The organism is Bradyrhizobium sp. LTSP849, assembly GCF_000938255.1.
In the GTDB taxonomy this organism is placed as follows: domain Bacteria; phylum Pseudomonadota; class Alphaproteobacteria; order Rhizobiales; family Xanthobacteraceae; genus Bradyrhizobium.
The window spans coordinates 90,226-116,125 of record NZ_JYMR01000017.1 but is presented as its reverse complement, the minus strand read 5'-3'; the positions used below and the strand labels follow the sequence as shown (position 1 = coordinate 116,125).

19 protein-coding genes are annotated in these 25,900 nt (G+C 64.2%); 6 read left to right on the top strand and 13 right to left on the bottom strand.

All coding sequences use genetic code 11. The annotated features are described in order from the left end of the window. Positions 1 to 13: 13 nt before the first annotated feature. Both UB31_RS13005 and UB31_RS13000 read left to right on the top strand, forming a co-directional pair. Entirely contained in the window at positions 14 to 889 is an 876-nt protein-coding gene (locus UB31_RS13005) for a DMT family transporter (RefSeq protein WP_045011111.1), read from the top strand. A 79-nt stretch (positions 890 to 968) separates the two neighbouring features. Beyond that, positions 969 to 1,874 carry a DMT family transporter gene (locus UB31_RS13000; protein ID WP_045011110.1) on the top strand — a complete coding sequence of 302 codons (906 nt, stop codon included), beginning with the start codon at positions 969 to 971 and terminating at the stop codon, positions 1,872 to 1,874. A gap of 20 nt (positions 1,875 to 1,894) precedes the next feature. Here UB31_RS13000 and UB31_RS41410 read toward each other — a convergent pair whose 3' ends face one another. The 6 genes from UB31_RS41410 to UB31_RS42155 all read right to left on the bottom strand — a co-directional run bounded on the left by UB31_RS41410 (position 1,895) and on the right by UB31_RS42155 (position 7,985). Further along, positions 1,895 to 2,419 (bottom strand): hypothetical protein, encoded by a 525-nt coding sequence (locus UB31_RS41410; RefSeq protein WP_156162713.1) that lies wholly within the window; start codon positions 2,417 to 2,419, stop codon positions 1,895 to 1,897. A gap of 65 nt (positions 2,420 to 2,484) precedes the next feature. Continuing rightward, entirely contained in the window at positions 2,485 to 3,744 is a 1,260-nt protein-coding gene (locus UB31_RS12995) for an O-antigen ligase family protein (RefSeq protein ID WP_045011109.1), read from the bottom strand. Between the two features lie 10 nt (positions 3,745 to 3,754). Continuing rightward, a complete protein-coding gene (locus UB31_RS12990; protein ID WP_045011108.1) occupies positions 3,755 to 5,134 on the bottom strand; it encodes a glycosyltransferase family 4 protein in 1,380 nt (459 codons plus the stop codon). Continuing rightward, positions 5,131 to 5,871 (bottom strand): ABC transporter ATP-binding protein, encoded by a 741-nt coding sequence (locus UB31_RS12985; protein WP_045000037.1) that lies wholly within the window; start codon positions 5,869 to 5,871, stop codon positions 5,131 to 5,133. The genes UB31_RS12990 and UB31_RS12985 overlap by 4 nt, the downstream gene beginning before the upstream one ends. 3 nt (positions 5,872 to 5,874) lie before the next feature. Beyond that, positions 5,875 to 7,800, bottom strand: coding sequence for a glycosyltransferase (locus UB31_RS12980; RefSeq protein ID WP_045011107.1), 1,926 nt, complete (start codon positions 7,798 to 7,800; stop codon positions 5,875 to 5,877). 8 nt (positions 7,801 to 7,808) lie between these two features. Further along, positions 7,809 to 7,985 carry a hypothetical protein gene (locus UB31_RS42155; RefSeq protein WP_197090811.1) on the bottom strand — a complete coding sequence of 59 codons (177 nt, stop codon included), beginning with the start codon at positions 7,983 to 7,985 and terminating at the stop codon, positions 7,809 to 7,811. Positions 7,986 to 8,109: 124 nt separating this feature from the next. Between UB31_RS42155 and UB31_RS12975 the strand changes: the two genes are divergently transcribed. Beyond that, positions 8,110 to 8,988 carry a DUF6502 family protein gene (locus UB31_RS12975; RefSeq protein WP_045011106.1) on the top strand — a complete coding sequence of 293 codons (879 nt, stop codon included), beginning with the start codon at positions 8,110 to 8,112 and terminating at the stop codon, positions 8,986 to 8,988. Then, on the top strand, positions 8,985 to 10,187 hold the full coding sequence (locus tag UB31_RS12970) for a DUF5666 domain-containing protein (RefSeq protein WP_045011105.1): 1,203 nt from the start codon (positions 8,985 to 8,987) through the stop codon (positions 10,185 to 10,187). Before UB31_RS12975 ends, UB31_RS12970 begins: the two co-directional genes overlap by 4 nt. Before the next feature lie 32 nt (positions 10,188 to 10,219). On the opposite strand, the gene UB31_RS12965 is transcribed toward UB31_RS12970, so the two are convergent. Genes UB31_RS12965 through UB31_RS12955 form a run of 3 tightly spaced genes read right to left on the bottom strand, consistent with a single transcriptional unit; the run spans position 10,220 to position 16,049 of the window. Then, positions 10,220 to 13,333, bottom strand: a complete 3,114-nt coding sequence (locus tag UB31_RS12965) for an efflux RND transporter permease subunit (RefSeq protein WP_045011104.1) — start codon at positions 13,331 to 13,333, stop codon at positions 10,220 to 10,222. An 11-nt stretch (positions 13,334 to 13,344) separates the two neighbouring features. Next, positions 13,345 to 14,469: an efflux RND transporter periplasmic adaptor subunit gene (locus UB31_RS12960; RefSeq protein WP_045011103.1), complete on the bottom strand. Its 1,125-nt coding sequence runs from the start codon at positions 14,467 to 14,469 to the stop codon at positions 13,345 to 13,347. 17 nt (positions 14,470 to 14,486) lie between these two features. Then, positions 14,487 to 16,049, bottom strand: a complete 1,563-nt coding sequence (locus UB31_RS12955) for an efflux transporter outer membrane subunit (protein ID WP_045011102.1) — start codon at positions 16,047 to 16,049, stop codon at positions 14,487 to 14,489. Positions 16,050 to 16,263: 214 nt separating this feature from the next. On the opposite strand from UB31_RS12955, the gene UB31_RS12950 reads away from it, so the two are divergent. Beyond that, entirely contained in the window at positions 16,264 to 16,902 is a 639-nt protein-coding gene (locus tag UB31_RS12950) for a TetR/AcrR family transcriptional regulator (protein WP_045011101.1), read from the top strand. A gap of 36 nt (positions 16,903 to 16,938) precedes the next feature. On the opposite strand, the gene UB31_RS12945 is transcribed toward UB31_RS12950, so the two are convergent. Together UB31_RS12945 and UB31_RS12940 are read right to left on the bottom strand one after the other, a co-directional pair. After that, positions 16,939 to 18,306 (bottom strand): M23 family metallopeptidase, encoded by a 1,368-nt coding sequence (locus UB31_RS12945; RefSeq protein WP_197090810.1) that lies wholly within the window; start codon positions 18,304 to 18,306, stop codon positions 16,939 to 16,941. Positions 18,307 to 18,417: 111 nt separating this feature from the next. Then, complete coding sequence (locus UB31_RS12940; protein ID WP_082078511.1) at positions 18,418 to 19,110, bottom strand: peroxiredoxin; 693 nt, start codon at positions 19,108 to 19,110, stop codon at positions 18,418 to 18,420. 204 nt (positions 19,111 to 19,314) lie between these two features. On the opposite strand from UB31_RS12940, the gene UB31_RS12935 reads away from it, so the two are divergent. Then, the gene (locus UB31_RS12935; RefSeq protein WP_045011174.1) at positions 19,315 to 23,112 is read left to right on the top strand and encodes a YhdP family protein; all 3,798 of its coding nucleotides are present in this window, start codon (positions 19,315 to 19,317) and stop codon (positions 23,110 to 23,112) included. A 127-nt stretch (positions 23,113 to 23,239) separates the two neighbouring features. Here UB31_RS12935 and UB31_RS12930 read toward each other — a convergent pair whose 3' ends face one another. Both UB31_RS12930 and UB31_RS12925 read right to left on the bottom strand, forming a co-directional pair. Continuing rightward, positions 23,240 to 24,934 carry a methyl-accepting chemotaxis protein gene (locus UB31_RS12930; protein WP_045011099.1) on the bottom strand — a complete coding sequence of 565 codons (1,695 nt, stop codon included), beginning with the start codon at positions 24,932 to 24,934 and terminating at the stop codon, positions 23,240 to 23,242. Between the two features lie 360 nt (positions 24,935 to 25,294). Beyond that, positions 25,295 to 25,732, bottom strand: coding sequence for a DoxX family protein (locus UB31_RS12925; protein ID WP_045000023.1), 438 nt, complete (start codon positions 25,730 to 25,732; stop codon positions 25,295 to 25,297). Between the last annotated feature and the right edge of the window lie 168 nt (positions 25,733 to 25,900).

Genomic DNA, 25,900 nt, shown 5'->3' with positions numbered 1-25,900 from the left:
GAGGTGCATTGACATGGGCCAGCGTCGTTCGGACCGTGGTCTCGGCATTGCCCTTGTCATCGCCGCCGCGATTGCCTGGAGCACGGCGCCGTTCTTCACGCGGCTGCTGCCGTTCGATCCCTGGACCATCCTGTTCTGGCGCGGCCTGTTCGGCGGCAGCTTGATCACGGTATTTCTCGTTCTGATGCAGGGCCGCGGTGCGCTGCGGCAATTGGTGGTCCCAGGACGCGGCGGCTTGCTCGTCGCCTCATTGTCAACGCTCGGCATGGTCTCCTTCATCCCCGCACTTCAGATGACCAAGGTGATGAACGTGGCTGTGCTGATCGCCACGCAACCGTTTGTGGCGGCGGCCTTGGCGTGGCTGTGGCTCGGCGAGGCCGCGACGTGGCGCACACTCCTCGCGAGCCTCGTCGCCTTTGCCGGCGTGGGCATCACGGTCGGCGGCATCGAGGCCGGCGCCGACGTCACCGGCGTCGCGCTGAGCTGCCTGATGGTGCTCGCCATCTCGGCCATGACGGTTGTCATTCGGCGCCACAGGGATACGTCGATGGTGGCAGCAGCAGCTCTGTCGAATTTCCTCGGCAGCCTCGTCAGCCTACCATTTGCCCACGACATCGCTCAGGTCAGCGGCAACAGCCTTGCGATCCTCGCGATGTTTGGCTGCCTTCAGGTCGCGCTCGGGTTGACATTCTACATGCTCGGCTCGCGCCTGCTGCCGTCGAGCCAGGCATCCCTGATCGCGACGTTGGAGACGCCTCTGATGCCGTTCTGGATCTGGGTGGCCTTTCGGGAGATCCCTGCTGTTCATGCACTGATCGGCGGTGCTCTGGTGATCGGCGCGGTGGTCGCGGACATTGCGTGGGATACGCGGAAGCGAGAGCCGTCTTAAATTACGTCCTTCCCGGAAATCGGGTGGCAAAGTGCGTCGCGCTGTACTAGGCGGAGGCCAACCGCCGATGTGAGACGCCATGTCCCCGAATGACAACCGGATCGACGCGCGAGACTGGTCGCTGCTCGCTGTGCTCTCGATCCTCTGGGGTGGCTCGTTCTTCTTCAATGGCGCGGCGCTGCGGGAATTGCCGCCGCTCACCCTGGTGTTCCTGCGCGTGGCGCTGGGCGCCGCGATGCTGCTGCCGCTGCTCCGTATGCAGGGCATCAGTCTTCCCAGGGGCGTGACGGGCTGGAAACCGTTCGTCGCGATCGGGCTGCTCAACAACGTCATTCCGTTTTCGCTGATCGTGATCGGCCAGACTTTCATTCCAAGCGGGCTCGCGTCGATCCTGAATGCCACCACGCCGCTGTTCACGGTGCTGGTGATGGCTGCGGCGCGGGACGAGGCGTTGCAGATGCGGCGCATGGTCGGGGTCGCGCTGGGGCTCGCCGGTGTGATCATCCTGAGAGGGTGGGGCGTCGAGACGCGAGCCGGGCAGGGGTTCGGCATTCTGCTCTGCCTCGGTGGCGCATTCAGCTATGGCCTCGCGGCGCTGGCGGCGCGGCGGTTGTTGAAGGACTCGCCGCCGCTTGGGACCGCCACCTTTCAACTGATGGCGTCCACGGTGATGATGGCGATCGTCGCCGGCGCGTTGGAGCAACCGTGGCGTTTGCCGATGCCGGGTATCGCGACCTGGCTTGCCGTGCTTGGCTCGGCCAGCCTTTCGACGGCGCTCGCCTATATCGTCTTCTTTCAGATCCTGCGGCGTTCGGGCGCAACCAATGTCATGCTTGTGACGCTGCTCATACCCGTGACCGCTATCCTTCTGGGATGGCTGGTGCTGGGTGAGCCGATCACCGCGCGCGAGATCGCAGGCGCGATCGTCATCGGCAGCGCGTTGCTTGTGATCGACGGGCGGGCGCTGAGGATGTTCAAAGCGTAAGCAGAAGACCTAAGGCCGCATTATTGTTCGAACGTGCGAACGCCTGTGGTCCCGGAATCGGTGCGGATCATACGGCCCTTCTTGCCGTCGCTCGTTACATAGAGGTCCCAATGTGCCGTGCCGCCAGGTTGACCTTCGAGGGTCATTGTTCCCGTGCAATCGGCTTCCAGTACATACGTGCCGTTCAGGGATTCCCGCTGAACCGATGTTTTGTAACGCAGTGAGGTCTGCCGGCCATCGACTTTTCCGGCGCCGTCAAAGTCGAATGCGCCATAATGCAGGTTGGAGCCTTGGCCTGAAAAAACGTAGCGGCCTTGGAGCTTTTCGACCGAACATGACGGCTGTGCTCCGTGAGCGAGCGGAGCGATCAGTGACGACGTTCCGAGGATTAAGCCTGTACCAACGGCGCAGATTGCAAGCGAGCTATTCTGCTCAATTTCACGGATAGCCCTCCATCTGGTGCCGGCTCCGGAAAAGACGACAAGATTGCAGCAGGAAAAAGAGTGCGCGCAAATGATCGCGCCGGCGCAATTGGCCGCCGGCAACAACGCCGATCGCACTGTTTGGTGACGTCATCACCGGCGAAGTCGGCCACGAGCGCGGCCAGTAGTCAGGGCTGGCCGCCGGCTTTGGTCTTCAGTGCCATGCCGCCGGCAATTCCGACGCCGAGCACATAGATCCAGCCCTCGTGGAAATCGAACAGATGCGAGTTCAGAACTGAGCTCACAATGTTCTGTGCAACGACGACGAGTCCGATCCAGGCCGCAAGACCTTCGCCCGCGAAAAGGCGTAGATGAGCGATCCACATCGCGTAGAGCAAGACGATGCCCAGCAGGCCCCATTGCACGGCCACGTTGAGGGTCTGGTTGTGCGGGTTGCTGACGATCTCGGCGTCGAGGCCGCTTTCGCCTCTGGCGGCACGTTCGAATTGCCGCTTGATCGAGCCGGTGCCGTGGCCGAGCAGCGGCGCCTCCACAAAGGCTGAGAACGATTTGCGCCAATAGGTCAGGCGCTGCGCGGTCGAGGCACGGCTGATGTCTTCACGGCCGTGCTGATACTCGACGGCGATATCGGTGATGCGCTGGCGCAGATAGGGCGACGCCGTCCAGGCCAGCGCGCTTGCGGCCAGGGCGCCTGCAAGCAGGAGCAGCGCGGCGCACCGGCTGAGATGCTGCCAGGCGAACAGTGCCAGCAGCACCGCAATGCAGAGCAGCGCTGTGCGGGCCGAGGCAACGAACACCATGTTGGTGACGAACAGCAGGATCAGCGAGAGGCAAGCGGCTGTCGCGATCACGCTTCCGCCGCGCCAAAAGGTCAGCGCGGGTAGCGCGAGCGCGAAGGCGCACAGCGTGAACTCCTGGCTCTGGTCGATGTAGTTTTTGACGGGAACGCCGGCCGAGGCGGTCGCGGTCAGTTTCCAGGTGGGATCGAGCAGCACGATCCAGGAGTACACCGCGAGCAGCGCACAGGAGACGAGAAAGGCGAGACAGACCTGGAAGCCGCGCTCCGACCGGCTGAAATGATAGAGCAGCGGCGGAATTAGCACGAGTTTTACGACCGGCTTGATCGCATGCAGTCTGTCCGCCCACGCACCGTCCGACCACAGCGTGCCGACGAGCGCGAGCAGCAGGAGGACGAAGGGCAAGGCGAATGCGGACCGCGTAAGGCTGCGCGCATAATCGCGCCAGTCGATGGTCGGCGTCACCGCGAGCAGCCACAGCCCGACGAAGATCGAAGGCGCAGTGGTCGACCAGGGCAGCGACGCCGCGATCAGGGCTGCAAGTACGTCGGCGGCCTGGAACAGCGTGGCCGAGCTTCGCCAAGGCCGTGCATCGGCGGGACCAGCCCACGCTGCGGGTTGGATAGTCACGGAGACGCGCCTATCGGGCCGCGACTAGGCGTTCCGGGGGCGCTTCGTGCCCGAGGAAGTCGCGGGCCTGGGTCTGGTAGCCGAACCGCTCGGCAAGCTCGTGCCGTCGGGCCCGGATCCTGCCGCGGTACTCCTCCTGCCGCGCCAACACGCGGGTGACGGAGGCAACGATCGACTCGGTCGCGAACGGATCGAAATAGTCGGCGAGCTCGCCTGCGACCTCGCGGAACACGGCGATGTCAGAGCACAGCACCGGTGTGTTCGCAGCCAGTGCCTCGATGATCGGCACGCCAAAGCCTTCGGCGAAGCTCGGCATGATCAGGCCGTGCGCCTCCGCGATCAGCGCTGCCTTCTCATGCTCGTCGACATAGCCGGCGAAACGGACGTTTTGCGGAAGATTGCGCATCCGGTTGGTCTGGCCAGCAAGGCCGATCACCACGAGATCGGCCTGAGGGATGTTGCGGAAGGCACGAATGACGGTGGTGACGTTCTTGCGTGGCTCGTTCGACACGATGACGACAAAGCTCGGCCGCCCCGGACGCCCCGCAGGGGCTGGGAGGTGCAGGACATCCGGGGCGTCGAACCGGGTGCGGGGATACACGACCCGCGCCGGTAGGTGCGCAAATTGCGGCAACAGTTCCCTGAACCGCATCATGCTATAGTTTGAAACGAAGGCGAGCTCGTCGGCCTGACGCAGGCTGGTGAGGAGCCGCGACAGGAACAATCGCGTCGCGACGTCGCTGAGCTTGAGATCTGTGAGTGGCAACAGATCGTGCACGACGCAGATCACCTTGGCGTTCGGCCCGCGCTTGATTGCCACCCGGGTCGGCGTGTCCACAACAATGATGTCATAGTCGCGCGCGTCGATCCGTGGCGGCGGCAGCAGGAAGAAAGCGGAGGAGTCCTGATAGCTGTAGAATCCGGGCTCGAGCTGGAAGTCGCGGAACAATTCGAGGTGGCGCAGATCCGGCGGGATGTATTCGAGTGCCCCTGTGCTGTTCTCGATCAGTCGCGCGTGCAGGCTGCGCAGGCCGATCGCGCGCAGAAAGCAGGCGACATAATCCCATGACACCGACATGGTGGCCTTGTGGCGGAGCCAGTCGAGCGTGCGCCGTAAGCCGTTACGCGCCAGCGGCTCGCTCATGTTGATTTCGTCGAGGAACCGATAGAGCGCCAGCAACTCGATGTTGCGCGACTGCGCCGGGAACAGTTTTGTACGCTGCTCACGTCGGCGCAGCTTGCGGTAACGCCGCGTGGTCTCGACCAGCAGCGTGAGCTCGTGGCCGTCGGCAGCGAGCGAACGCATCAATTCGCGCGTGAAATGGAAGATGCCGCGTTTGTGGTTGGGCTCGCCCAACGCTTCGGACACGACAAGGATGTTCTGCTTCATGCGCGTCTCTCGCGGAGCTCGAAGGGGAGTGTCGACGGCGGCTCGACCATGACGGTCGAGGCAACGCGGCCATGATCGAGATTGATGATGCTGGTGCAGGTGCGACGCAGCAGCGGTTGGTCGTGCGAGGCGATGATCACGATCGCGGCCTGCGAGACCAGGTTTTGCAGGCGCTCCTCGGCCTTCTCCGCAAAGTGTTCGTCGACCACGCTCAGCCATTCGTCGAGCAGGAGGATATCGGCCGGAAACGCAGTGGCGGTCGCGAACAGAACGCGCATCAGCATGCCCGAGGAGAACATCCGTAGCGGCAGCCGCTGCATGCGCGTCTCTAGCTCGGTGAAGGCCCAGATCTCGTCGATCACGGCGCGCGTCGGCTTGCGCCCGCTGATCCGCAGCAGAAGGGCGATATTGTCCTCCGCAACGAAGTCGAGGTTCACGCCGGCGTTCAGGCCGAGCAGGGGAACGACATTGCCGCTGATCGCTACGCTGCCGCTGCTCGGCGGATAGACGCCGGCGATCAGACGTAGCAGCGTCGATTTGCCGGAGCCGTTGGGGCCGGCCAGGCCAATGCGCGCGCCGGCCTCGGCCTCGATCGTGACATTGTCGACGGCGCGGATGATCCGCATCTCGCCCTGTTCGCGGATGAGATGGCCGAGCAGTCGCCGCTTCAGCGAGAAGTCATAGGCGCCGTAGAGGGGATAATCGAGGCAGACGTTGCGCAGGCTGATCGTGGCCATCGGTCAGATCCAGAACGCGGCTTTGCGCAGGTGAACAAGCGTCAGCACGCTCGCGCAGAGCAACAGTGCCAGCGTCACCAGGACATAGACGATGCTGGTCGCATCGACATGCCCGCCGGCGAGCGGCTCGCGCCACACCGCAAACAGATGTGTCAGCGGATTGAGCCGCATCACGGTGGAGCGATGATTGATCATTTCGGCGGACCAGATCACGGGCGAGGCCAGGAAGGCGAGCATCAGCGTGGATTCGATGATCGGCTTGAGATCGCGATAGCGCGTCGCCAGCGCGCCGAGGACGAGGCTCAGCGCGAAGGTGCAGGTCACGAACAGCAGGAGGCCGGGCAGGGCTGCGAGCGCGCGGGAGAGATCGTGCGGCGAGAGCAGCAGCCACAGGATCAGCGGCACGCAGGCATTGTGCAGCGCGAACAGCCCCTGGCGGAACGTACATTGCAGGAGGAAGATGACCGGCGGCAGTGCGCGATCGCGGATCAGGCTTGCAGAGTTCTGAAGCGCCGTGGTCGAATCAAGCACAACGCTGTTGAGGAAGGTCCAGGCCGTCATCGAAAGCGCCAGCATGGGAAGGTGCGACATCATATCGGCGTTGGACATCTGGCCGATCACCGAACCCAGCACCGCGACCACGATCGCCATCTGGAGCGACATCCAGAACGGACCCAGCAACGAGCGCACATAGCGGTGACGCATGTCGGACCAGGCCAGGGCCGCGGCAATCCGCAAGCTGTCCAGCCAGCCCGTTGCCTGCAGCGCCTCGGCGGCAGGTGCCACCTCATCGCTAGGCGCGGTGACGGCCGCACGGTAGACGGTCTCCATGCCTTCCTTGAAGGTTGTCGCCGAATAGCGGGTCACCGCGCGCGTCCGGGCCGAAAGCCCCATGCGGCGGCGGCGCTCGGGATCGCCGATCAGGGTGTCGATGGCCTCACCGAGCTTCTCGGCGTCGCCCGGTGGCACGGTGATCGCCTCCATGCCGTGGCGGGCCACGCGCGGCACCGCGGTATCGAGCGCCGTGTTCACGACGGGGCGGCCGGCCGCCATGGCCTCGAGCTGAACGAGGCCAAAGGTCTCGGCATTGGTGACGGACGGCATCACAAAGACGTCTGCGAGGCACATCAGCTTGACGCGCTCGCAATCGTTGACGGATCCGAGCAGGCGGACGCGTTCACTGAGGCCGAGCTCGCGGATCAATTGCTCCAGCCTGGGCCGCTCGGCCCCTTCGCCGATGATCCAGACCTCGAACTGGCGGTTGACCGCGGCGCGGATCAGCACGTCGAAACCCTTGTAGGGCACGAGCCGGCCGCAGGCGAGCACGAGCCGGCCGCGATCATTGACGTGGTGCGGCTCGATCTTCGGCCAGTCATAGACCGTGGTGTCGATGCCGAACGGCACGACATGGCATTTGTCTTCGAATTCCCGCAGCAACGGCGCCTCGTCGATCAGCACGCGGTCGGAGACGATGATCGCCTTGGCGCGGCGCAGCGTCCGCCGCATCAGCGGCTCGACGAACCGGCGCAGGCCGGCATGGGTGACGATGTCGGCGTGCCAGTGCACGACCAGCGGCCGCTTGCGGCCGAACCCCAAGGCGAAAACGAGGTCGGCGAGCGGGAAGGGTGCGTGGAGCGCGAGCAGATCGTGCTTGGCGATCCTCCGCCACAGCCGCCAGGGATAAGCGGGGGCGGCCGGCAGCGACAGCACATTGCCGAACGAGCGCACGCGCTCGACCTCGACGCCATTGATGATCTCGCGGCTTTCGCCCTTGTCAGAGCAGACCAGCACGGCGGAGACGAAGGTCTCCTTCAGGCTCGCGCAGATGTCGCGGATCACCGTGAGCGTGCCACCGAACAGGTCGGGGTAGTAGATCTTGAAGATGTGCAGCACCGAAGGACGGCGCGGAGATTCGCTGGAATTGTTCATGATGGCGATCAGCCTGCGAGGAGTGCTGCAACGAACGGTGCGGCCAGCACCGAGATGAAGATCACGCCCCGCACCAGGGCTGGCAGAATCGGCTCGATCGCGCCGTGACGGCCCAGATCGCGGCCAAAGTCGAGCATTGGAACAGCACGCGGTGCACTGGAAATGCGGGCCAAGCGGTCGGCCATGATCAATGTCCCTTCAAGTCGCGCCCTCAGTGGCTCCCGTATATGTGGGAAAATTTACCACGTCAATCGTCAAATGGGAAAAAGTGGGATTGTGTCCCACGCGAAGTCCCGTTAAAATCCGGACATGAATGCCAAGTCCGGGCCCAAAGCGGCGGCGCCAGAGCCGAACGCCGCCGCAAAGCTGCACGCGCCGCTGGCGCGGCTGCTGCGCCCGTTGGTGCGGCTGTGCATTCGCAGCGGCATGACGTTCCCGGCGCTGGCGCAGTTGCTCCGCGAGCTCTTCGTCAATGTCGCCGAGCATGATTTCGCGCTCGAAGGGAAGGACCAGACCGACAGCCGCGTCAGCCTGCTCACCGGCATCCACCGCAAGGAGGTGGCGCGGCTGCGCGGCGCCGGTGCGCCCGTGCACGAGACGCCGGCGGCGTTGTCGCTGACGAGCGCTGTGATCGCGCGCTGGCTCGCCGCGCCCGAGTTCACCGATGCGAGAGGCGAGCCGCTGCCGTTGCCGCGGACCGCCGAGGGCGATGCACCGTCGTTCGAGCAACTGGTCGCGTCCGTCACCAAGGATGTGCGCCCGCGCGCGGTGCTCGACGAATGGGTCGATCGCAAGCTCGTCACCATCAACGAAGCTGACGAGATCGAACTGGTCGAGGCGGCCTTTGTCCCGAGCGGTGCGGACGACAGCAAGTGGCATTACCTCGGCCGTAATCTGCACGACCATATCGCAGCCGCCGCCGAGAACGTGTCGGGGCCGGCACCGCGCTTCCTCGAACGCGCTGTCCACTACAACAACATCTCGCCGAAGCTTGCCAAGCGGCTCGAGGCGCGCTCGCGCGAGCTCGCGATGGATGCGCTGAAGACCGCCAATCGCGAGGCGAATCGCGCGCTCGCCAAGGACAAGGGCGGCGACGCCCGCTGGAATTTCGGCATCTACATCTACAGCGAGGATGCCGATGAGGAGAGCAACGGCAAGGGCAGTGGCAAGGAAGGCAGCTCGTCATGAGCCGGCCGCCGCTCATCTCCCGCCGTCTGCTGCTGACGGGATTCTGGCTTGCCGGAACGGCCATGGCGCGCGCGCAGGTCAAGCGCGGCACGGACCAGGGCATCGGCGGCACCGGAATCACGCGCGGCGATGATCATGGCATCGGCGGCACCGGCATTGTCGGCGTGATCCAGCGCTTTGGCAGCATCTACGTTAATGGCGAGCGCGTCACCTATGCGAGCGACGTGCCGGTCCGAATCGACGGCGAGGCGGCGAGCCCGAAGGCTCTGCGCATCGGCCAGCTTGCGCGCGTGGTCGCGACGCGGCAGGCCGATGGCACGCTCGTCACCCGCAACATCGCGATCGCGAGCGAGGTCTCGGGCCCGGTCGAATCAGTGAAGGGCAACGAGCTGACGGTGCTCGGCCAGAAGATCGTTGTGAGCGGCAAGGAGAGCAAGCTCCGCACCGGCACGCAGGTGGCGGTCTATGGCTTGCGCCGCACCGACGGCGTGATTGTCGCAAGCCTGGTCGAACAGCGCCACGACGCAGCCGAGCGCGTCACGGGTCTCGTCGAGCGCGGGCCGGACGGCTTGCATATCGGCGGGCTCAAGGTGAGCGGCGTCGATCCCTTGCTGGTCGGCCAGCGCGTCCAGATCGAGGGCAGCACGAGCCAGGGCGCGATGCAGGCCGCGCGCACGCGCATCGACGATTTCTCGGATCTCGTCGGTGCAAGCCGGCTCTCGATCGAGGCCTATGTGCAGCGTGCGGGCTCCAGCCTCCAGCTCGGCTCCGGGCTCGTCGCTCGTGACAGCTCGCGCTTCGGGCCGGCGGCGGGCGAAGCGCGCATGGTCGTCAGCGGCGTGTTCGATCGCTCGCGCGGCCTTCAGGTCGACTCCGCGCAGGCCGTTGGCCAATTCCCGGGCTCGCCGACACAGGCGCCGGGTGGCGCCGGCAATCCCAATCGATCGCCCGGCGGCTCGATCATGCATCCCGACCACGGCACCACCAATCCGAGCGGCAGCCAGCCCGGCCCGGCAGGCGCGCCGGCACCTGGATCGAGCCCCGGTGCAAATCCCGGCTCCGCGCCGACCGGACCAAGTGGCCCGTCAGGTCCCGGCGGTCTCGGCTCGCCCGGCGGCGGGCCGACGGGGCCTGGTGGTGGACTGGGTGGTGGTGGCCTCGGCGGTCCCGGAGGCGGGATGGGCGGCGGCCGGCGCTAGAGGCCCCGGTCGTGCGCCTTGCGGGGTGATCGTCACTGGGCTGCATGCGGCTCACCGTTCGTTCCGAGGCCGACCGAATCGAGTTTCACGGTGTCATCGCTTGTCGCAGCTGCGGAATGGTCAGCCGCGAGCAAGATGTAGAACGCCGGCACCACGAACAGGGTGAACAGCGTTCCAATCGAAAGTCCGGAGGCGATCACCAGCCCCATGTTGAAGCGTGAGGCCGCGCCAGCACCGGACGCGGTGATCAGCGGCATCACGCCGATCACCATGGCCGCTGTCGTCACCAGGATCGGGCGCAGCCGAATCGCGGTCGCTTCGATGACTGCATCGCGCTTGGAGCGGCCGGCATGTTGCAGCTCGTTGGCGAATTCGACGATGAGAATGCCGTGCTTGCTGATCAGGCCCATCAGCGTCACAAGGCCGACCTCGGTATAGATATTGAGGCTGGCGCCCTTGATGCCCAGCATGATGAAGATCAGTGCCCCTGCAATCGACATCGGCACCGAGACCAGAATGATCAGGGGATCGCGGAAACTTTCGAACTGCGCCGACAGCGCCAGGAAGATGATGATCAGGGCGAAGCCGAAGGTCGCAGCAAAACCCGAAGATTCCTGGATGAACTGCCGCGACTGCCCGCCATAGTCGATGGTGTAGCCTTTGGGCAGGGTCCGGTCCGCGATCTCCTTCAGCGTCGCGAGTGCTTCCCCGGTGATCACACCGGGCATGGCCACGCCGGAAACGGTGGCGGCATTGATCTGCTGGAAATGATTCAACGATTGCGGAACCGTGGTCGTTTTCAGCGACGCCACCGTCGACAGCGGAACAGACGTACCGTCCGAGGTCTTGATGTAGTAATCGAGCACCTGATCGGCGTTGAGCCGCTGGCGCTGTTCGACCTGAGGAATGACCTTGTAGGAGCGGCCGTCCAGGCCGAAATAGTTGACGTAGCCGCCACCCAGCATGCTGCCCAGCGCACCGCCGACATCGCTGAGCTTCAGCCCAAGCTGCGCGGTCTTTTCGCGATCGATCACCACCGAGGTTTGCGGCTGGTCGACCTTCAGGTCATTGTCGAGGAAGATGAACTTGCCGCTTTTCAGGGCCTCGGCGGTGAACGCCTTCGCGATGCCGTCGAGCCGGTCGAACGGATCCGTGGTCTGGATCACGAACTGGATCGGAAGGCCGCTAGCTCCCGGTAGCGGCGGCAATTGGAACGCCACGATCTTGGCACCGGCAACCCCCGCCATCTCCTGCTGAAGCACCGGTTGTAGCTGTGCCGCAGTCTTGTCGCGCTTGTCCCAGGACTTTAGCACCCAGCCCGCGATCGAGCTGCCGGTGAGATCGAGCTGAAACACGCCCGCGGTTTCAGGATAGGCGGAGATGCGCCGGTAGACCTCGGCGGAATACAGCAGTTTCTGCTGTAAGGTTGCGTTCGGCGCGAGCGTCGACTGCATCAGGATCGCACCCTGATCCTCCTCCGGCGCAAGCTCGTTCTTGGAGTTCGTATAGAGCCAGTAGATGCTGCTCAAGACGAGGCCGGCGAACACGACCGTGACCGGAATTGTTGTCAGGCTGCCAGCGAGCAAGCGCCGATATCGATGTTGCAACGTCTCCATCCGCGCATCGATGAATCCAACGATACGGTCATCAAGCGTCAGTTTGCCGGTGTTCGGCGGCTTGAGGATGAAGGCGCAGCACATCGGCGTCAGCGTCAATGCGATGACGGCCGACACCGCAACGGCACCGGCAAGTGTGAAGGCGAATTCAGTGAAGAGCGCTCCGGTCAGGCCCCCCTGGAAGCCGATCGGCACGTAGACTGCGATCAGCACGACGGTCATCGCCACGATAGGACCCGCAAGCTCGCGCGCGGCGAGGATCGCGGCCTGCAACGGCTTGGTGCCCTCGGCCAAATGCCGATTGACGTTCTCGACCACGATAATGGCGTCGTCGACGACGAGACCAATCGCCAGCACGAGCGCCAGCAGCGTCAGGAGGTTGATCGAGAAGCCGAGCGCCAGCAGCAGGCTGAAGGTGCCAACCAGCGAGAGCGGGATGGCGATCACGGGAATCAGCACCGAACGCCATGAGCCGAGGAACAGGAATACCACCACGGTGACGATCAGAAGCGCTTCGAGCAAGGTATGGATCACCTCGTTGATCGAGCTGTTCACGAATTCGGTGGAGTCGTAGATGATCTCGGAATTCAGCCCCTCCGGCTGCTGCGCCTTGATGTCGGGATAGACGGCGCGGACGCCTTTGATGACGTCGAGAAGGTTGGCGTTTGGCGCCACCTGGATGCCGATATAGACCGCACGCTTGCCGTTGAATCCGACTGACGATTCGTAATCCTCGGAGCCGAGGGTGACGTTCGCCACATCGGAGAGCTTGACGTTGGACGCGCCCGCCTGCTTGACGACGAGATCGCGAAACTCCTGTAGTGATTTCAGGTTGGTCGCTGCCGTCAGGTTGACCTGCACCATCTGGCCTTTGGTGGTGCCAAGCCCGGCAATGTAGTCGTTGCTGGACAGCGCGGTCGATACATCGGAGGCGGTCAGCCCGTACGCCGCAAGCTTGATCGGATCAAGCCAGGCGCGTAGCGCGAAGGTCTTGTTGCCGAGCAGTTCGGCGGTCTGCACGCCGGCCACCGCCTGCAGTTTGGGCTGCACCACGCGGATCAGATAATCGGTGATCTGGTTCGGTGCTAGCACGTCGCTGCTGAAGCCGAGATACATGGCGTCGATGGTCTGACCGACCTTGACCGTAAGCACCGGCTGCTGGACGCCGCTCGGAAGCTGGTTGAGCACCGAGTTCACCTTGGTATTGATCTCGGTCAGCGCCTTGCCGGAATCGAAATTCAGCCGCAGGTTGACGGTGATGGTCGAGGTACTGGGCTGGCTTGTCGACGTCATGTAGTCGATGCCATTGGCCTGGGCGATGGCATTTTCGAGCGGCGTGGTGATGAATCCCGCGACGATCGCCGGATCCGCGCCGTAGTACGTCGTCGTCACGGTGACGATCGCATTCTGCGTTCGCGGATATTGCAGGATCGGCAGCGAAGTCACCGACTTCAGACCCAGCACCAGGATCATCAGGCTGACGACGATCGCAAGCACCGGCCGACGAATGAAGATGTCGGTAAAGGACACGTTCTTCCTCCTCAGTGATCGGCGGGTGCCGGATTTGGATCGTTCGCCACGGGAATGGAGTTGTCGATCTTCAGCAGGGTGCCGTTGCGCAGCTTGATCTGGCCCGCGGTGACGACGGTTGCGTCCCGATCGAGACCCGAGATCACGGCCACCTGATCACCGCGGGTGGCGCCGGTCTTGATGAAGGTCTGGCGGGCCACCAAACCCTGCTTGTCCGGCGCCTCGCTCTTGACCGCGAGGAACACCGACTCTCCATAAGTGTTGTAGACGATGGCGGTTTGCGGCAGCGTGAGATAGCTCGTGCTTTGGCCGACGCGGACATCGATCCGTGCGAACATGCCGGGCAGAAGCTTGCGATCCGCATTGTCGAAAATCGCGCGGACCTGAACGTTGCGGCTGGCTTGATCGACCTTGGAATTGAACCCCTGTACCGTGCCCTTGAAGCTGCGGTCCGGAAAGGCGTCGACGCGCGCCACGACCTCTTGCCCGACGGTGACCTGATCGATTGCCTGCTGCGGCAGCGTAAAGTCGAGGAAGAGATGGTCGAGAGCCTGCAGCGTGACAATGGTGGTGCCTGCGGTCAGATACTGGCCAACGTCGACCTGACGCACACCGAGACGGCCGGCAAACGGCGCACGTAGCGTCTTTTGATCGACTAGCGCCCGCTGCTGGGCGAGCAGGGCGAGAGCGTTGCGCTCGTTGACGGCATCGCTGTCGACCGTCGCTTGGCTGACTGCATTGATCTTCAACTGGCCCAGATCGCGCCGCAACGTGATGCCGTAGCCGTCGGCGGTGGCCTGCAACGACTGTAGCTTGGCGACGTCGTCCTCTTTGCGCAGATCGAGAAGCGTATCGCCTGCGGCGACATCCTTGCCGGATTCGAAATGAAGGCTGTCCACGATGCCGGGCTGTTGCAGCGAGAGATCTGCGCCGTTTACGGCACGAAACGTGCCGATCGCAGTCAAGGTCGATTGCCAGTCGCTGACCTGCGCAGCGGTCGTCGATACCGTTTGCGGCGGATCGGCGAGCGAGGCCATGACTTGACTGATCATGCCGGCGCGAAAATTGACGAACCAGGCGAGGGCGGCAAACACCGCCCCGATGACACACAGCATGATGATCATGCGCTTCAACATGGCGTCGGGCTTTCGCGTTAGTTGGATTGCGGAGCCGGCCGCGGCGGCAGGGCCCCGGCGGGAACGAAGATCGCGGCAATGCCCGCGGGCTTTGCCTCGGCGGCGGGGGATTCATCGACGCGATTCCACCAGCCGCCACCAAGCGCCTGATACAGCGCCACGGTGTCGGCGTAGCGCGAAGCCTGCGCCTTCACGCGATTGATCCGCGCCGTCAGCAGCGTCTGTTCGGCGTTGATGACGGAGATGAAGGTGGTGGAGCCTGCCTTGAACTGAGCCTGCGACATCTTGAGGCTTTCGGCGGCGGTTTTTTCCGCCTCGACCTGGGCCTTCAGGAGGTCGGCATCCGATTGGATCGCGCGCAGCGCGTCGGCAACGTTCTGAAATGCCGTGATCACGGTTGAACGGTATTTCGCGCCGGATTGCTCCAACGCAGCGACTTTGGATTCCTTGGTGTGGAACAAGTTTCCGGCGTCGAAAATCGGCCCGGTGACGCTGGCGGCCACGCTCCAGGCCGCAGATTGCGGCCCATAAAGTCCCGAAAGTGCCAGTGCCGAGCTGCCGCCCGACGCCGACAACGTGACGTTTGGAAGCATGTTGGCAATGGCAACACCGACATTTGCGCTGGCCTGCTGCACCTGGCTTTCCGCGGCCTGAATGTCCGGCCGCTGCCGCACCAGCAACGAGGGCACCGTGACCGGAAGGTCGCGGGGCAGGCGCAAGTTCGCCAGAGGGACCGCTTCGCCCCTGTCCTGACTCGGCAGCCGGCCGAGATAGGCCATCAGTTGATTGCGGTTCTGCGCGCGCGACTTTTGTAACGGTGGCAGGGTTGCGAGCGTTTGCGCAAGCTGGGCCTTCTGCGTCAGGACGTCGGCGTTGGAGACGGCGCCGAGCGCGAATTGCTGTTCGAGCAACGCCACCAGCTGGCGCTGGCCCTCGATCTGTTCCTCGGTGACACGAATCTGATCCGCGTAGGAGGCGTCACTGATCGCGGTCGTCACCACATTCGCCGTCAAGGTCAGGTAGGTCGCTTCGAGTTGGAAACGCTGGTAGTTTGCATTGGCCAGATCAGCCTCGATCCCGCGCGCCTTGCCGCCGAAGATATCGGGCGTGAACGAAATCGGGACTGACGTTTTGTACAGGGTGTACAACGACGACGGTCCGGTCTGGCCGGCTTCTGCCAGGGGTGTCTGACTGCGGGTTACGCTGTCGCTTCCGGTAATGGACGGCAGCAGCGCGCTCATGTCGGCTGCAGCGACCTCGCGCGCTTGGCGCAGCGCCGCCTGGGCTGCGGTGATGTCGGGATGGTTGTCGATCGCTTCCCGGACGAAGGCTTCAATCCGTCGCGAGCGAAACACCTTCCACCAGATCCCCGGCACGTCCGCGCCGCTGACGAATCTCTGTGCCGTTCCGCCGGGCCCGTCTGCCCCAACTGCCACGGACAATCGGCCCGCGGTGTACCCGGTGACCCCCGGCGCGTCCGCCGGAATGAAGTCCGGACCGACCGCGCAGCCGCCAAGAGAGATGGCGGCTTGAAGAAGAGGTATCAAGGCACCTTTTTGGAGGAATGTTCGGTAAGACATCGCCACTCGCAAGAACTGAACCGTTTAGTACTTGACCGGCTAGGCGAATATTGTCAACGGTACTGAACGGTTTAGTTTTATTGCTGATTGTGAAAAACTAGGCTACGCGCGCGTTGGTCAAGTGCGCCTGTTTGTTCTTTCAAGTTGTTGACGCTCGGTCATTGTGCGCGCTGCGGACGACGACAACGAGTCGCGAACTGACGGAGAGCCATCCTTGATCGAAACGATTGCCCATCCTGCTCACGAGAAGGACAGCGCACCAGCGGGCCGCAAGATGGACATCGTCATCCGTGCGGCGTCGCAGTTGTTTCTCGATCAGGGTTTCTCCGCGACCAGCATGGATGCGATCGCAAAAGCCGCCGGCGTGTCGAAGGCCACGCTCTACGCGTATTTCCCGAGCAAGGAGGCCCTGTTCGCCTCATTGATCGTGGCGGAGTGCGAGAGCCTGCAACGCGACCTGCCGCTGCCCAAACTGTCGGCCGGACTGTCCGAAGCGCTGCGGGAGTTCGCCAAGCAATACCTCCACAGCTTCATTCACCGGAAGGATGTCGCCTTCGTCCGCATCATCGCCAACGAGAGCGGCCGGTTTCCCGTGCTCGCGCGGCTCTTCTATGAAAGCGGCCCCGAGGCGACGATCCGGCGGCTCTCTCAATTCCTTGAAGAAGCGAGGGCCGCGAAGCTCCTGGAATTTGACGACGCGATGGAAGCCGCCAAACAATTCCTGAGCCTGATCCGCGGCGAACTACCGCTGCTGATCGTGCTGGGCCTCAGCGATCTCACGGAACGGGCGATCGAACAGGAGATCGAGGCAGGACTCAAATTCTTCCTGAAAGCATGTCAGCCTCGTGTCTGAAGCGCCACGCATGTTTGGTGAAGGCAGGGGCCAGGCCTAGCCCGCGCTGAGGCGCACACCGGCGCGCAAGAATTTCTGCGGATCGACCGCCTCGCCGTCGATGCGGGTTTCGTAGTGCAGATGCGGGCCAGTCGAACGTCCGGTCGAGCCGACGAGCCCCACTACCTGGCCGATCTTCACGATCTCGCCGACCTTCACATTGATCTCGGAGAGATGGCCGTAGCGGGTCGCAAGTCCGTTGCCGTGGTCGACCTCGATCATGCGGCCGTAACCGCCGGACCAGCCGGCCGAGACGACCTTGCCGTTGGCGGTGACGCGTACGGGATCGCCGGTCGAGGCACGGAAGTCGAGGCCGGTATGCATCGCAGGCCGGCCGAGGAAGGGATCGCTGCGCACGCCGAAGCCGGAGGTGAACTCGACTTCGCCGACGACGGGCTTGCGATAGGGCACCAGCGCCAGCGTACGGTTGAGCCGGTCCATGTCGGCGCGGGTGAGGTTGATGCGATAGAGCTGCTTCTCGAACGGCCCGGCGTTGGCAGTCAGTTTGACGGGGACAAAAGGCCCGCCCATGGCGGTGCGCGGCACGGCGGCCTCGAGGTTGGCCATGTTCAGGCCGAGATCACTGACCACGCCGCGCATCCGACGCATGCGCGAATCCATGCCTTCCTCGACGGCGCTGAGCGCCGCGATCTGGCGGCGCTCGACCTGGTCAAGCGAGGTTGTGAGTCGGACCAGGACATTGTCGAAGCCCTGGTTCTTGGCGAATTGATTGACCGGCGGGGCCACCACGGTCGGAGCCCGCGATTCGAGCCGCGCCTCGCGATCGGGCGGGGCCACGAAGATCACGGTGTCGCTGATCGGGGACGGCTTTGGTGTGCCCTGCGGCGTCGTCTGGGCCGCATCGCCGCGCTGCGGGGTCGAGCGGGGAATCGATCCGGTGACGTCAGGCATGGCGCCAAGCGCCGTGGCCCGGGACTCCAGCGCCGTCTGACGCTTCATGATCTGATCTAGCTTCTGGTCGAACTGCTCCTGGTCGAGCAGCTGCCGGCTGGTGGTGCGGTCAACCTTCGCACGCAGCTCGGCGATGCGATCCTCATAGGCGTATTGCATCTCGGCCTGGCGGGCGATCAGCCGGGTCAGGACGTCGTCACGGAAGGCGAAATAGGTGGCGGTCGCCGCCGACCACAGGCCGAGCAGCACGATCGTGCCGACCACGATCCAGAACACCACAGGCCCCAAGCGAACCTGCTTGCCGTGATGCACGATGGTGTAGGCGTCGTCTGTGTCGGGAAGGGGAATCGCCGTTGCCACCGCAGCGGTGGCAGGACGGCGATGGAAGGACCGTCCGTGGTCGTGAGCCTGATGCTGGGGGTACTGCGAATATTGGGCAGAACTATTCGACATCGGCACTCCCGCGCCGGTCGGAACGGTTCCTGACGGCTCAATTGCCGCTGCAATCTGGGCCGGTCATGGTTAATTTTTCGGAAACGAGGGTGCTCGAATTTAACGGGCTGGTTAAAGACTTCTTGCCGCTGCCAACACCTCGTCGGCATGGCCGTCGACGCGGACATTGCGCCAGACCTTCGTCACCTTGCCGTCGGCCCCGACCAGCACCGTGGTGCGAAGAATCCCGAGGAAGCTCTTGCCATACATGGATTTTTCGCCCCAGGCGCCATACGCCTCCAGCATCTCATGCGTCTCATCCGAGATCAGGGGAATGCCGAGACTATGCTTGTCGCGGAACTTCTCCTGGGCCTTTAACGGATCGGCGGAGATGCCGAGGACGGCGGTACCGGCCGCGGCAAAGGCGTCCTTGAGCCGCGTGAAGTCGATGGCCTCGCGGGTGCAGCCGGGCGTGTCGGCGCGGGGGTAGAAGAACAGGACGAGCTTCTGGCCGGCGTAATCGGCCGGCGTCACCACGCTACCGCCGTCGCGGGGCAGGCGGAAGCCGGGGGCCTTCTGGCCCTCGGCCAGAACGGGCGCGGAAGCGGCTTTGGGCTGAGGGGCCTTTTCAGAAGATTTTAACCGTTTGGATGCGGCCTTATGCGATGCTGCTTTTGCGTTTGTCTTGGTTGATTTGCCTGCTGATGCCCGCTGTGTTTTCGCCGGGCCTGTGTGAGTCGATGCCCGTGTTTTCGGGGTCTTCTTTTTAGCCGTCAGACTGCCGGAGGGCGTTTTGGACGATTTCTTTCGGGATTTCTTGGACATACGCCTTCCTTTCGTCGCTTTCGGCGGGTCAACCAAAGCGGTATTGCAGCTCTCGTCCGGCGTGCCGGATTCGCGCCCTCGGCTGGGCAAGTTTGACGACGCCGGAGTATGGTTACAAGGAATTCCACGCACCACCCCACTGCTCGTTGAACGCGCTCCCGGGGCGACATGACGAACAGCAGGAATATTCGAGGCATGGCGGCAATGCCGGGGCGGGGAGCTTCGATCCCCGTCGATGGCTGCGGTCCCGGCGGCGCTCAATCCTTCGATGGGCACCTGTATCGAGAGGCAATGGCAAGGAATACGTCGCCCCAGGATCACAATCGCGATTTCGATCGGCGCGGCGGCGGACAGGAGCCGCCGGAATGGGACGAGGCCGATTGGGATCCGAATCAGGAGGAGGAGGCGGGCCATCGCGCACGCCGCCTGTTGTCGCGTTCCAGTTCGCGCTTCAGCGTCGGTGATAGCTTCTCGTGGTTTCGGCGCGTGCTGCCGAGCGGACGCTGGCTTCGCCGGATCGCCGTCGTCCTCGGCGCACTGATCGTCATCTTTGTCGGCTGTTTCGGGGCGCTGTGGTGGCGGCTCGGCGCCGGTCCCATCAATCTCGACATGGCGACGCCCTGGCTTGCCGCCGCCATCGAGGACAATATCGGCCACGGCAACACCGTCGAGGTCGGCGGCACCCAGATCGAGCGGGCCGGGCGGATCCGCATCGCGGTGCGCATCCGCGACATCATCGTCCGCGATCATGACCATGCCATCGTCGCCAGCGCGCCGAAGGCCGAGGTGAGGCTGTCGGGGGCGGGACTCCTGATGGGGCACCTGCGCGCCGAAAGCCTCAATCTCGTCGATGCCGAGCTTGCGATCCGGATCGCGCCGGACGGGACCGTTACAGTGTCCGCTGGCGACACGGCGAAGCCGCTCGCGACCGGCGTCGCGTCCAAGAAGGAAGCGGGCCTGCCGCCGACATTCCCGCGTAACGGGGTCTCGCCGCCGCCTTTCGGGATGGCGCCCGCAAGCCCGGACGCGTCTCAGATCGCGCCTCAACCCACTGCGCAGAGCGGAATTCTTCAGGGCCTCGACTGGCTCGACAGCCTGAGCTTGACCGGCCTCGACGGCCAGAACCTCAACGAGATCGGTCTCAAGAACGGCAATCTGATCGTCGACGATCAGCAGCGCGGCGGCAAATGGACGTTTGAGAACATCACGCTCAGCCTGCGCCGGCCGAGCCATGGCGGTGTCGCGCTCAGCTTCGGCGAAGAAGGCGCGCGCCCGTGGTCGCTGCGCGCCACGATCGGGCCGAGCGAGAACGGCGTGCGCTCGATCGACATCCGTGCCGACAAAGTTTCGACCTCCAACATCCTGCTGGCGCTGCGGGTGAAGGACCTGACCTACACCGCCGACCTGCCGCTAACCGGCGAGCTCAAGGGCGAACTCGGCCGCGATGGCGTGCCGACTTTCTTCCGCGGCAAGATCACGGTCGGTGCGGGCAACATCATCGACACCGACACGCCCGACTATCCGATGGCGATCGACTCGGCCGAGATCAATGTGGAATGGGATGCGAGCCGGCGGGTGCTGGTTGCGCCGTTCAAGATCCTCTCCGGCGCCAACCGCCTGACGCTGCTGGCCCATGTCGAGCCGCCGAACGGCACCATCAACGACTGGCAGCTCGGTTTCAGCGGCGGGTCGATTCTGTTGGGCGGAATCGACAACGAGCCGCCCCTCGTCTTCAACCGCATCGCGATCGGCTTCCGCTTCGACACCGACCACAAGCGCATGCTGTTGACGCAGGCCGATATCTCCAATGGCGAGATCGGCGTCGCCGGCACCGGGGCGATCGACTATTCCGGCGAGCCGCGCCTGACGCTCGGCTTTGCCGGCACGCCGATGTCGGCCTCTGCGCTGAAGCGGATGTGGCCGACTCTGGTCGTGCCCGAGTTGCGCCAATGGGTGATCGAGCGGATCGAGCGCGGCACGCTTCAGCGCATCGAGGTCGGGATCAACTCGCCGACGCGCAACCTTCCGCGCAAGGGACCGCCAATTCCCGATGACGGCCTCTCGGTCAACATCGTGGCGAGCGGCGTCGCGGTCCGCCCCGTGGACGGCATGCCGGTGGTGCACGATGCCGATCTGAAGGCGCACGTGACCGGACGCACCGCGACCGTGACTATCGGGCAGGGCATTGCCGATACGCCCGCGGGCCGCAAGGTCACGATCTCCGACTTCACCTTCGAGGTGCCGGACATGGCGCCGAAACCATCGCCGTCGCGGACCAGATTCCGCGTCGATGGTCCGGTGCCTGCCGCGGCCGAAATGCTGTCCAATGATCGCCTGAGCGATCTGTCATCGACCGTCATCGATCCGAACACCAGCAAGGGCACGTTCACGGCCAACATCCAGTTGGGCCTGCCGGTCAAGGGCGAGCTGACCAAGACAGACACTGTCTACGCCGTCACCGCCGATCTCAATGGCTTTGCCGCCGACAAGCTGGTGATGAACCAGAAGCTGGAGGCCAATAACCTCAAGATCGTTGCCAACAACCAGGGCTACCAGGTCAAGGGCGACGTCAAGATCAATGGGCAGGCGGCCTCGCTCGACTACCGCAAGGCGACGGATGGCGATGCGGACGTCAAATTGCAGACGACGCTGGATGATTCCAGCCGTGCGCGCCTGGGCTTCGACCTGAGCCCGGCCGTCAGCGGCTCGGTGCCGATCAAGCTGTCGGGCAAGATTGCCGGCGGTCCCGACCAGACGACGAAGCTCGGCATCGAGGCCGACCTGACCTCGGTCAAGCTCGACAACATCCTTCCCGGCTGGGTCAAGCTGCCGGGGAAGGCGAGCAAGGCAACGTTCAAGGTGGTGCCGACAGCACAATCGACGCGGCTCGAGGACATCGTCATCGAAGGCGGCGGCGCTTCGATCAAGGGCTCGCTCGAGGTCGACCCGAATGGCGACCTCATGAATGCGAACTTCCCGGTCTACTCGCCGTCCGACGGCGACAAGACGTCGTTGAAGGTGGAGCGCGGTCAGGACGGTGTGGTGAGGGGCACCATGCGCGGCGACGTGTTCGACGGCCGCGGCTTCCTGAAATCGGCGATCTCGGGCAATTCCAAGGACGACGCCAAGAGCAAGCTCAAGAACGTCGATTTCGACATCGATGTGAAGCTCGGCGCGGTCGCAGGCTTCAATGGCGAGGCGATGCGCAGCGTCGAGGCCAAGATGTCGAAGCGCAGCGGCGCCGTCAAAGCGTTCACCCTGAACGGCAAGATCGGCCGCGACACGCCGGTGGCGGCCGATCTGCGCGGCGGGCGTGCGCAGGGCAGCCGGGAGGTGATCTATCTCCAGACCGACGACGCCGGCGCATTGCTGCGCTTCACCGACACCACCAACAAGGTCTTCGGCGGCCAGATTGTGGTGGCGATGGAGCCGCCGACGTCAGAGCCTGCGACCAGGGAAGGCCTGATCAATGTGCGCGACTTCACGGTGAAGGGAATGGATCAGCTCGATCGCGTCGCGGCGGGCGGCCCCAACGGCGCGCAGAGCGGCGTGGCTTTCACGGCACTGCGTGCCGAGTTCACCCGGCAGAACGGTGCACTCACGGTCCGCAACGGTGTGGTGAAAGGACCGATGATCGGCGGTACCATCGAGGGCTCGATCGACTATCCCGGCAGCCAGGTGTGCATGAGTGGCACCTTCGTGCCGATGTATGGCGTGAACAATATCTTTGGCCAGATCCCGTTGTTCGGCATCTTCCTCGGCGGCGGCAACAATGAAGGCCTGATCGGCGTCACCTATGAGGTCGTCGGCACGCCGGCAGCGCCTGTGATGCGCGTCAACCCGATCTCGGCGATGGCACCGGGCCTGTTCCGCAAGATCTTCGAGTTCAACACCGGCAAGCAGAACACGCCGATCGACGAGTTGCCGTCGGCGCAGTCGGGCGACAGCCCGACGGGATCGGCACGGCCGCTGTCTAGCGGTTGCAGCCTCGCGCGGCGATAGCCGCGAATGACTGCGCCCATTCTCTGAAACGTAGATGCCCGGGACATCTAGCGCGAAGACGCGCTTCGCGCTTCTGCCCGGGCATGACGATCTCTTTTGACGATCTCTTGGGAGCGCTTCGTGCGTCTTACGCCGCGCGCACGCCGGCCAGGAACGCCCCGACTTCGCCCGAGAGCTGCTCGGCCTGCTTGGACAGGTTCGATGCGGCGGTGAGCACCATGTCGGCCGCGTTGCCGGTCTCGTTCGCCGCCGTGCTGACGCCACCGATATTGGTGGTGACCTCCTTGGTCGCTTCCGCCGTCTGCGAGACGCTGCGGGCGATCTCGGCTGTGGCAGCACCTTGCTCCTCGATCGCAGCACCGATCGAGGTCGCGATCCGGCTGACTTCCTCGATGGTGGCAGTGATGCCGCCGATCGCATCCACGGCTTCCTTGGTCGCGCCCTGGATCTGGGCGATCTTGTCGCCGATCTCGCGGGTGGCTTCCGCCGTCTGGCTGGCGAGTGACTTTACTTCAGATGCGACGACGGCGAAGCCGCGGCCGGCCTCACCGGCGCGTGCGGCCTCGATGGTGGCGTTGAGCGCGAGCAGATTGGTCTGCGCCGCGATGCTCGAGATCAGCTCGGCGACATGCTCGATCTGCTGGGCGCCGTCGGACAGCGCGCGCACGATGGTGTCGGTGCGGCGTGCGCTGTCGACCGCGCGACCGGTGACTTTGGCCGACTGCGCGACCTGACGGCTGATCTCGGTGATGGAGGAGGAGAGCTCCTCGGCTGCCGCCGCGACCGTCTGGACCCGCTGGCTGGCTTCGGTGGCCGCTGAGCCGACCACCGCGGCGCGTCGGTTGGTGCCTTCGGCTGTCGACGACATCGACTTGGCGGTGGTCTCGAGCTCACCGGAGCCCGAGGCCATCATGCCGACCAGCTGGCCGACGGAGGCATCGAAGCGGTCGGCGAGCGAGATCAAAGCATCGCGCTTCTCCTGCTCGCTGCGGGACTTGGCCGCGATCTGTTCGGCCTCCAGTGCGCGCGCCGTGAGTGCGGTCTTGCGCAGCACTTCGAGCGTCTCGGCCATGCGGCCGATTTCGTCGCCGCGGTCGGTCTCTTCGACCGGCTTGTCGAGGTTGCCGTCGGCAATGTCCTGCATGCGGTTCTTCTGACGGTCGAGCGCGCTGAGCACGTCACGAGCAATCAGCCAGGATAGGATCGCCATCAGCAGCATCAGGCCGACGCCGACCGCGGCGAGCTCGAGCGTCAATGCGCGAACGTCGGCGTCGATGTCGTCGACATAGAGGCCGTAGCTGATCGTGGCGTTCCAGGGCGCGAACAGGCGCACGAACACGGTCTTGCGGACGGGCTCGGTCTGGCCGGGGCGCGGGTAGAGATAGGACGTGACGCCGCCCTGGGGCGCCTGCTTGGCGGCATTCAGCTGGGCACCGGCAATCACGACGCCGTTGGAATCCGTGGCGCCAGTGATCTTGCCTTCGAGCTGCGGATTGGCTCCATTGACCAGAATCGATGTGTCGGCGTTGTAGACGACGGGATAGCCTTGGCCGCCGCCGAATTTCATGTTGCGGGCACGCTGGCGGAACTGGAGCTTGGCATCGTCCGAGCTCATCTTGCCGGCGGCGACGTCATCCTGGAAGTTCTGCGCGAGCCCGTGGAGCAGATCGACCGCAGCCTTCATCTGCTGGACCCGGTCCTCGATCATACGGCTCTTGCTGAGAACGGCGGAGAGCGCAATGATCGCCGCGACCGTGAGGGCCGCAAGGCAGACCATACCGGCGAGCTTGGTGCGGATCTTCAGATGACTGAGCAGTTTCATCGCGGCCTCGACGGAATGGTTGTCATTGTCATCGTCCGTAACATGAACTTCTTACCAATCATGAATACGGGCGTGCGGCGACCGGCCGCGCAGGCCTCCCCTCGCAGCCCTATGCGCAACCGTGCAGGCAGAAGGCCCTGCGCTGGCGCGCGGGGCTGCACATGTTCTGGTAAATCGATGTTGGACTTTGGCGGTGAGGGAGCCTGACGGGACCGGCAATGAACCGATTCGTTCACCGCATCATCATGTCCGTGCTGCTTGTCGCCGCACTGGCCGTCATCTGGAACGTGCTCGGGGCACGCTGAGATGGCACCGGCAATCCGCCGGTGCCATCTTGCTTGCGCGTCGAGTGTGAGCGCGTCAGCGCCGCGCGAATGCGCCGCTCGCCGCGTCGCTCTCCTTGCCCACCAGCGCATCGACGCTGACCGAGCCGCCGCCCGCTGCCGAGAGGTAGAGGCAGGCGAAGCAGAACAGGATCGCCGCGGTGCCGCCGTTGAGCAGCGGCAGGAGCACGGGCGTGCCGGTCTTCATGACGTGGCCCATGAAGTAAGCGAAGGCCATTTCGCCTGCCAGGATGAAGGCTGTGAGCCGGGTGAACAGGCCGAGCATCAGGGTTGCGCCGAGGATCAGCTCGATCGTGCCGGCCGCGTAGATCAGCGGCGGGATATCGGCGAAGTAGGGAAGCACCGGAAACTTGAACAGTTTGGCCACGCCATACTGGAACAGCAGCAGTCCGGTGATGAAACGAAACAGGCTCAAGAGAACCGGTTGAAAGCGAGTGAGATAGGGAAAGTTCATTGGTTTGTGCCCTCCATCCAATGCTGCGACTTGGACCGCATTCAGTTCCAGCCCGCAAGCCGCGCCGGGTCAATTCGCGCTGACATTTTTGTCATGTTGGACAAAACACCGCAGGTCGGGGTTTCAGCCGCATGTGATCCGCATTTTTCGCGCGTGTTTGCGTCGCGC

Coding starts and splice junctions, on each gene's coding strand:
- UB31_RS13005 (WP_045011111.1), top strand. CDS start 14: ATGGGCCAGCGTCGTTCGGACCGTGGTCTCGGCATTGCCCTTGTCATC.
- UB31_RS13000 (WP_045011110.1), top strand. CDS start 969: ATGTCCCCGAATGACAACCGGATCGACGCGCGAGACTGGTCGCTGCTC.
- UB31_RS12990 (WP_045011108.1), bottom strand. CDS start 5,134: ATGAAGCAGAACATCCTTGTCGTGTCCGAAGCGTTGGGCGAGCCCAAC.
- UB31_RS12985 (WP_045000037.1), bottom strand. CDS start 5,871: ATGGCCACGATCAGCCTGCGCAACGTCTGCCTCGATTATCCCCTCTAC.
- UB31_RS12980 (WP_045011107.1), bottom strand. CDS start 7,800: ATGAACAATTCCAGCGAATCTCCGCGCCGTCCTTCGGTGCTGCACATC.
- UB31_RS42155 (WP_197090811.1), bottom strand. CDS start 7,985: ATGGCCGACCGCTTGGCCCGCATTTCCAGTGCACCGCGTGCTGTTCCA.
- UB31_RS12975 (WP_045011106.1), top strand. CDS start 8,110: ATGAATGCCAAGTCCGGGCCCAAAGCGGCGGCGCCAGAGCCGAACGCC.
- UB31_RS12970 (WP_045011105.1), top strand. CDS start 8,985: ATGAGCCGGCCGCCGCTCATCTCCCGCCGTCTGCTGCTGACGGGATTC.
- UB31_RS12960 (WP_045011103.1), bottom strand. CDS start 14,469: ATGTTGAAGCGCATGATCATCATGCTGTGTGTCATCGGGGCGGTGTTT.
- UB31_RS12955 (WP_045011102.1), bottom strand. CDS start 16,049: ATGTCTTACCGAACATTCCTCCAAAAAGGTGCCTTGATACCTCTTCTT.
- UB31_RS12945 (WP_197090810.1), bottom strand. CDS start 18,306: ATGTCGAATAGTTCTGCCCAATATTCGCAGTACCCCCAGCATCAGGCT.
- UB31_RS12940 (WP_082078511.1), bottom strand. CDS start 19,110: ATGTCCAAGAAATCCCGAAAGAAATCGTCCAAAACGCCCTCCGGCAGT.
- UB31_RS12935 (WP_045011174.1), top strand. CDS start 19,315: ATGCCGGGGCGGGGAGCTTCGATCCCCGTCGATGGCTGCGGTCCCGGC.
- UB31_RS12930 (WP_045011099.1), bottom strand. CDS start 24,934: ATGAAACTGCTCAGTCATCTGAAGATCCGCACCAAGCTCGCCGGTATG.
- UB31_RS12925 (WP_045000023.1), bottom strand. CDS start 25,732: ATGAACTTTCCCTATCTCACTCGCTTTCAACCGGTTCTCTTGAGCCTG.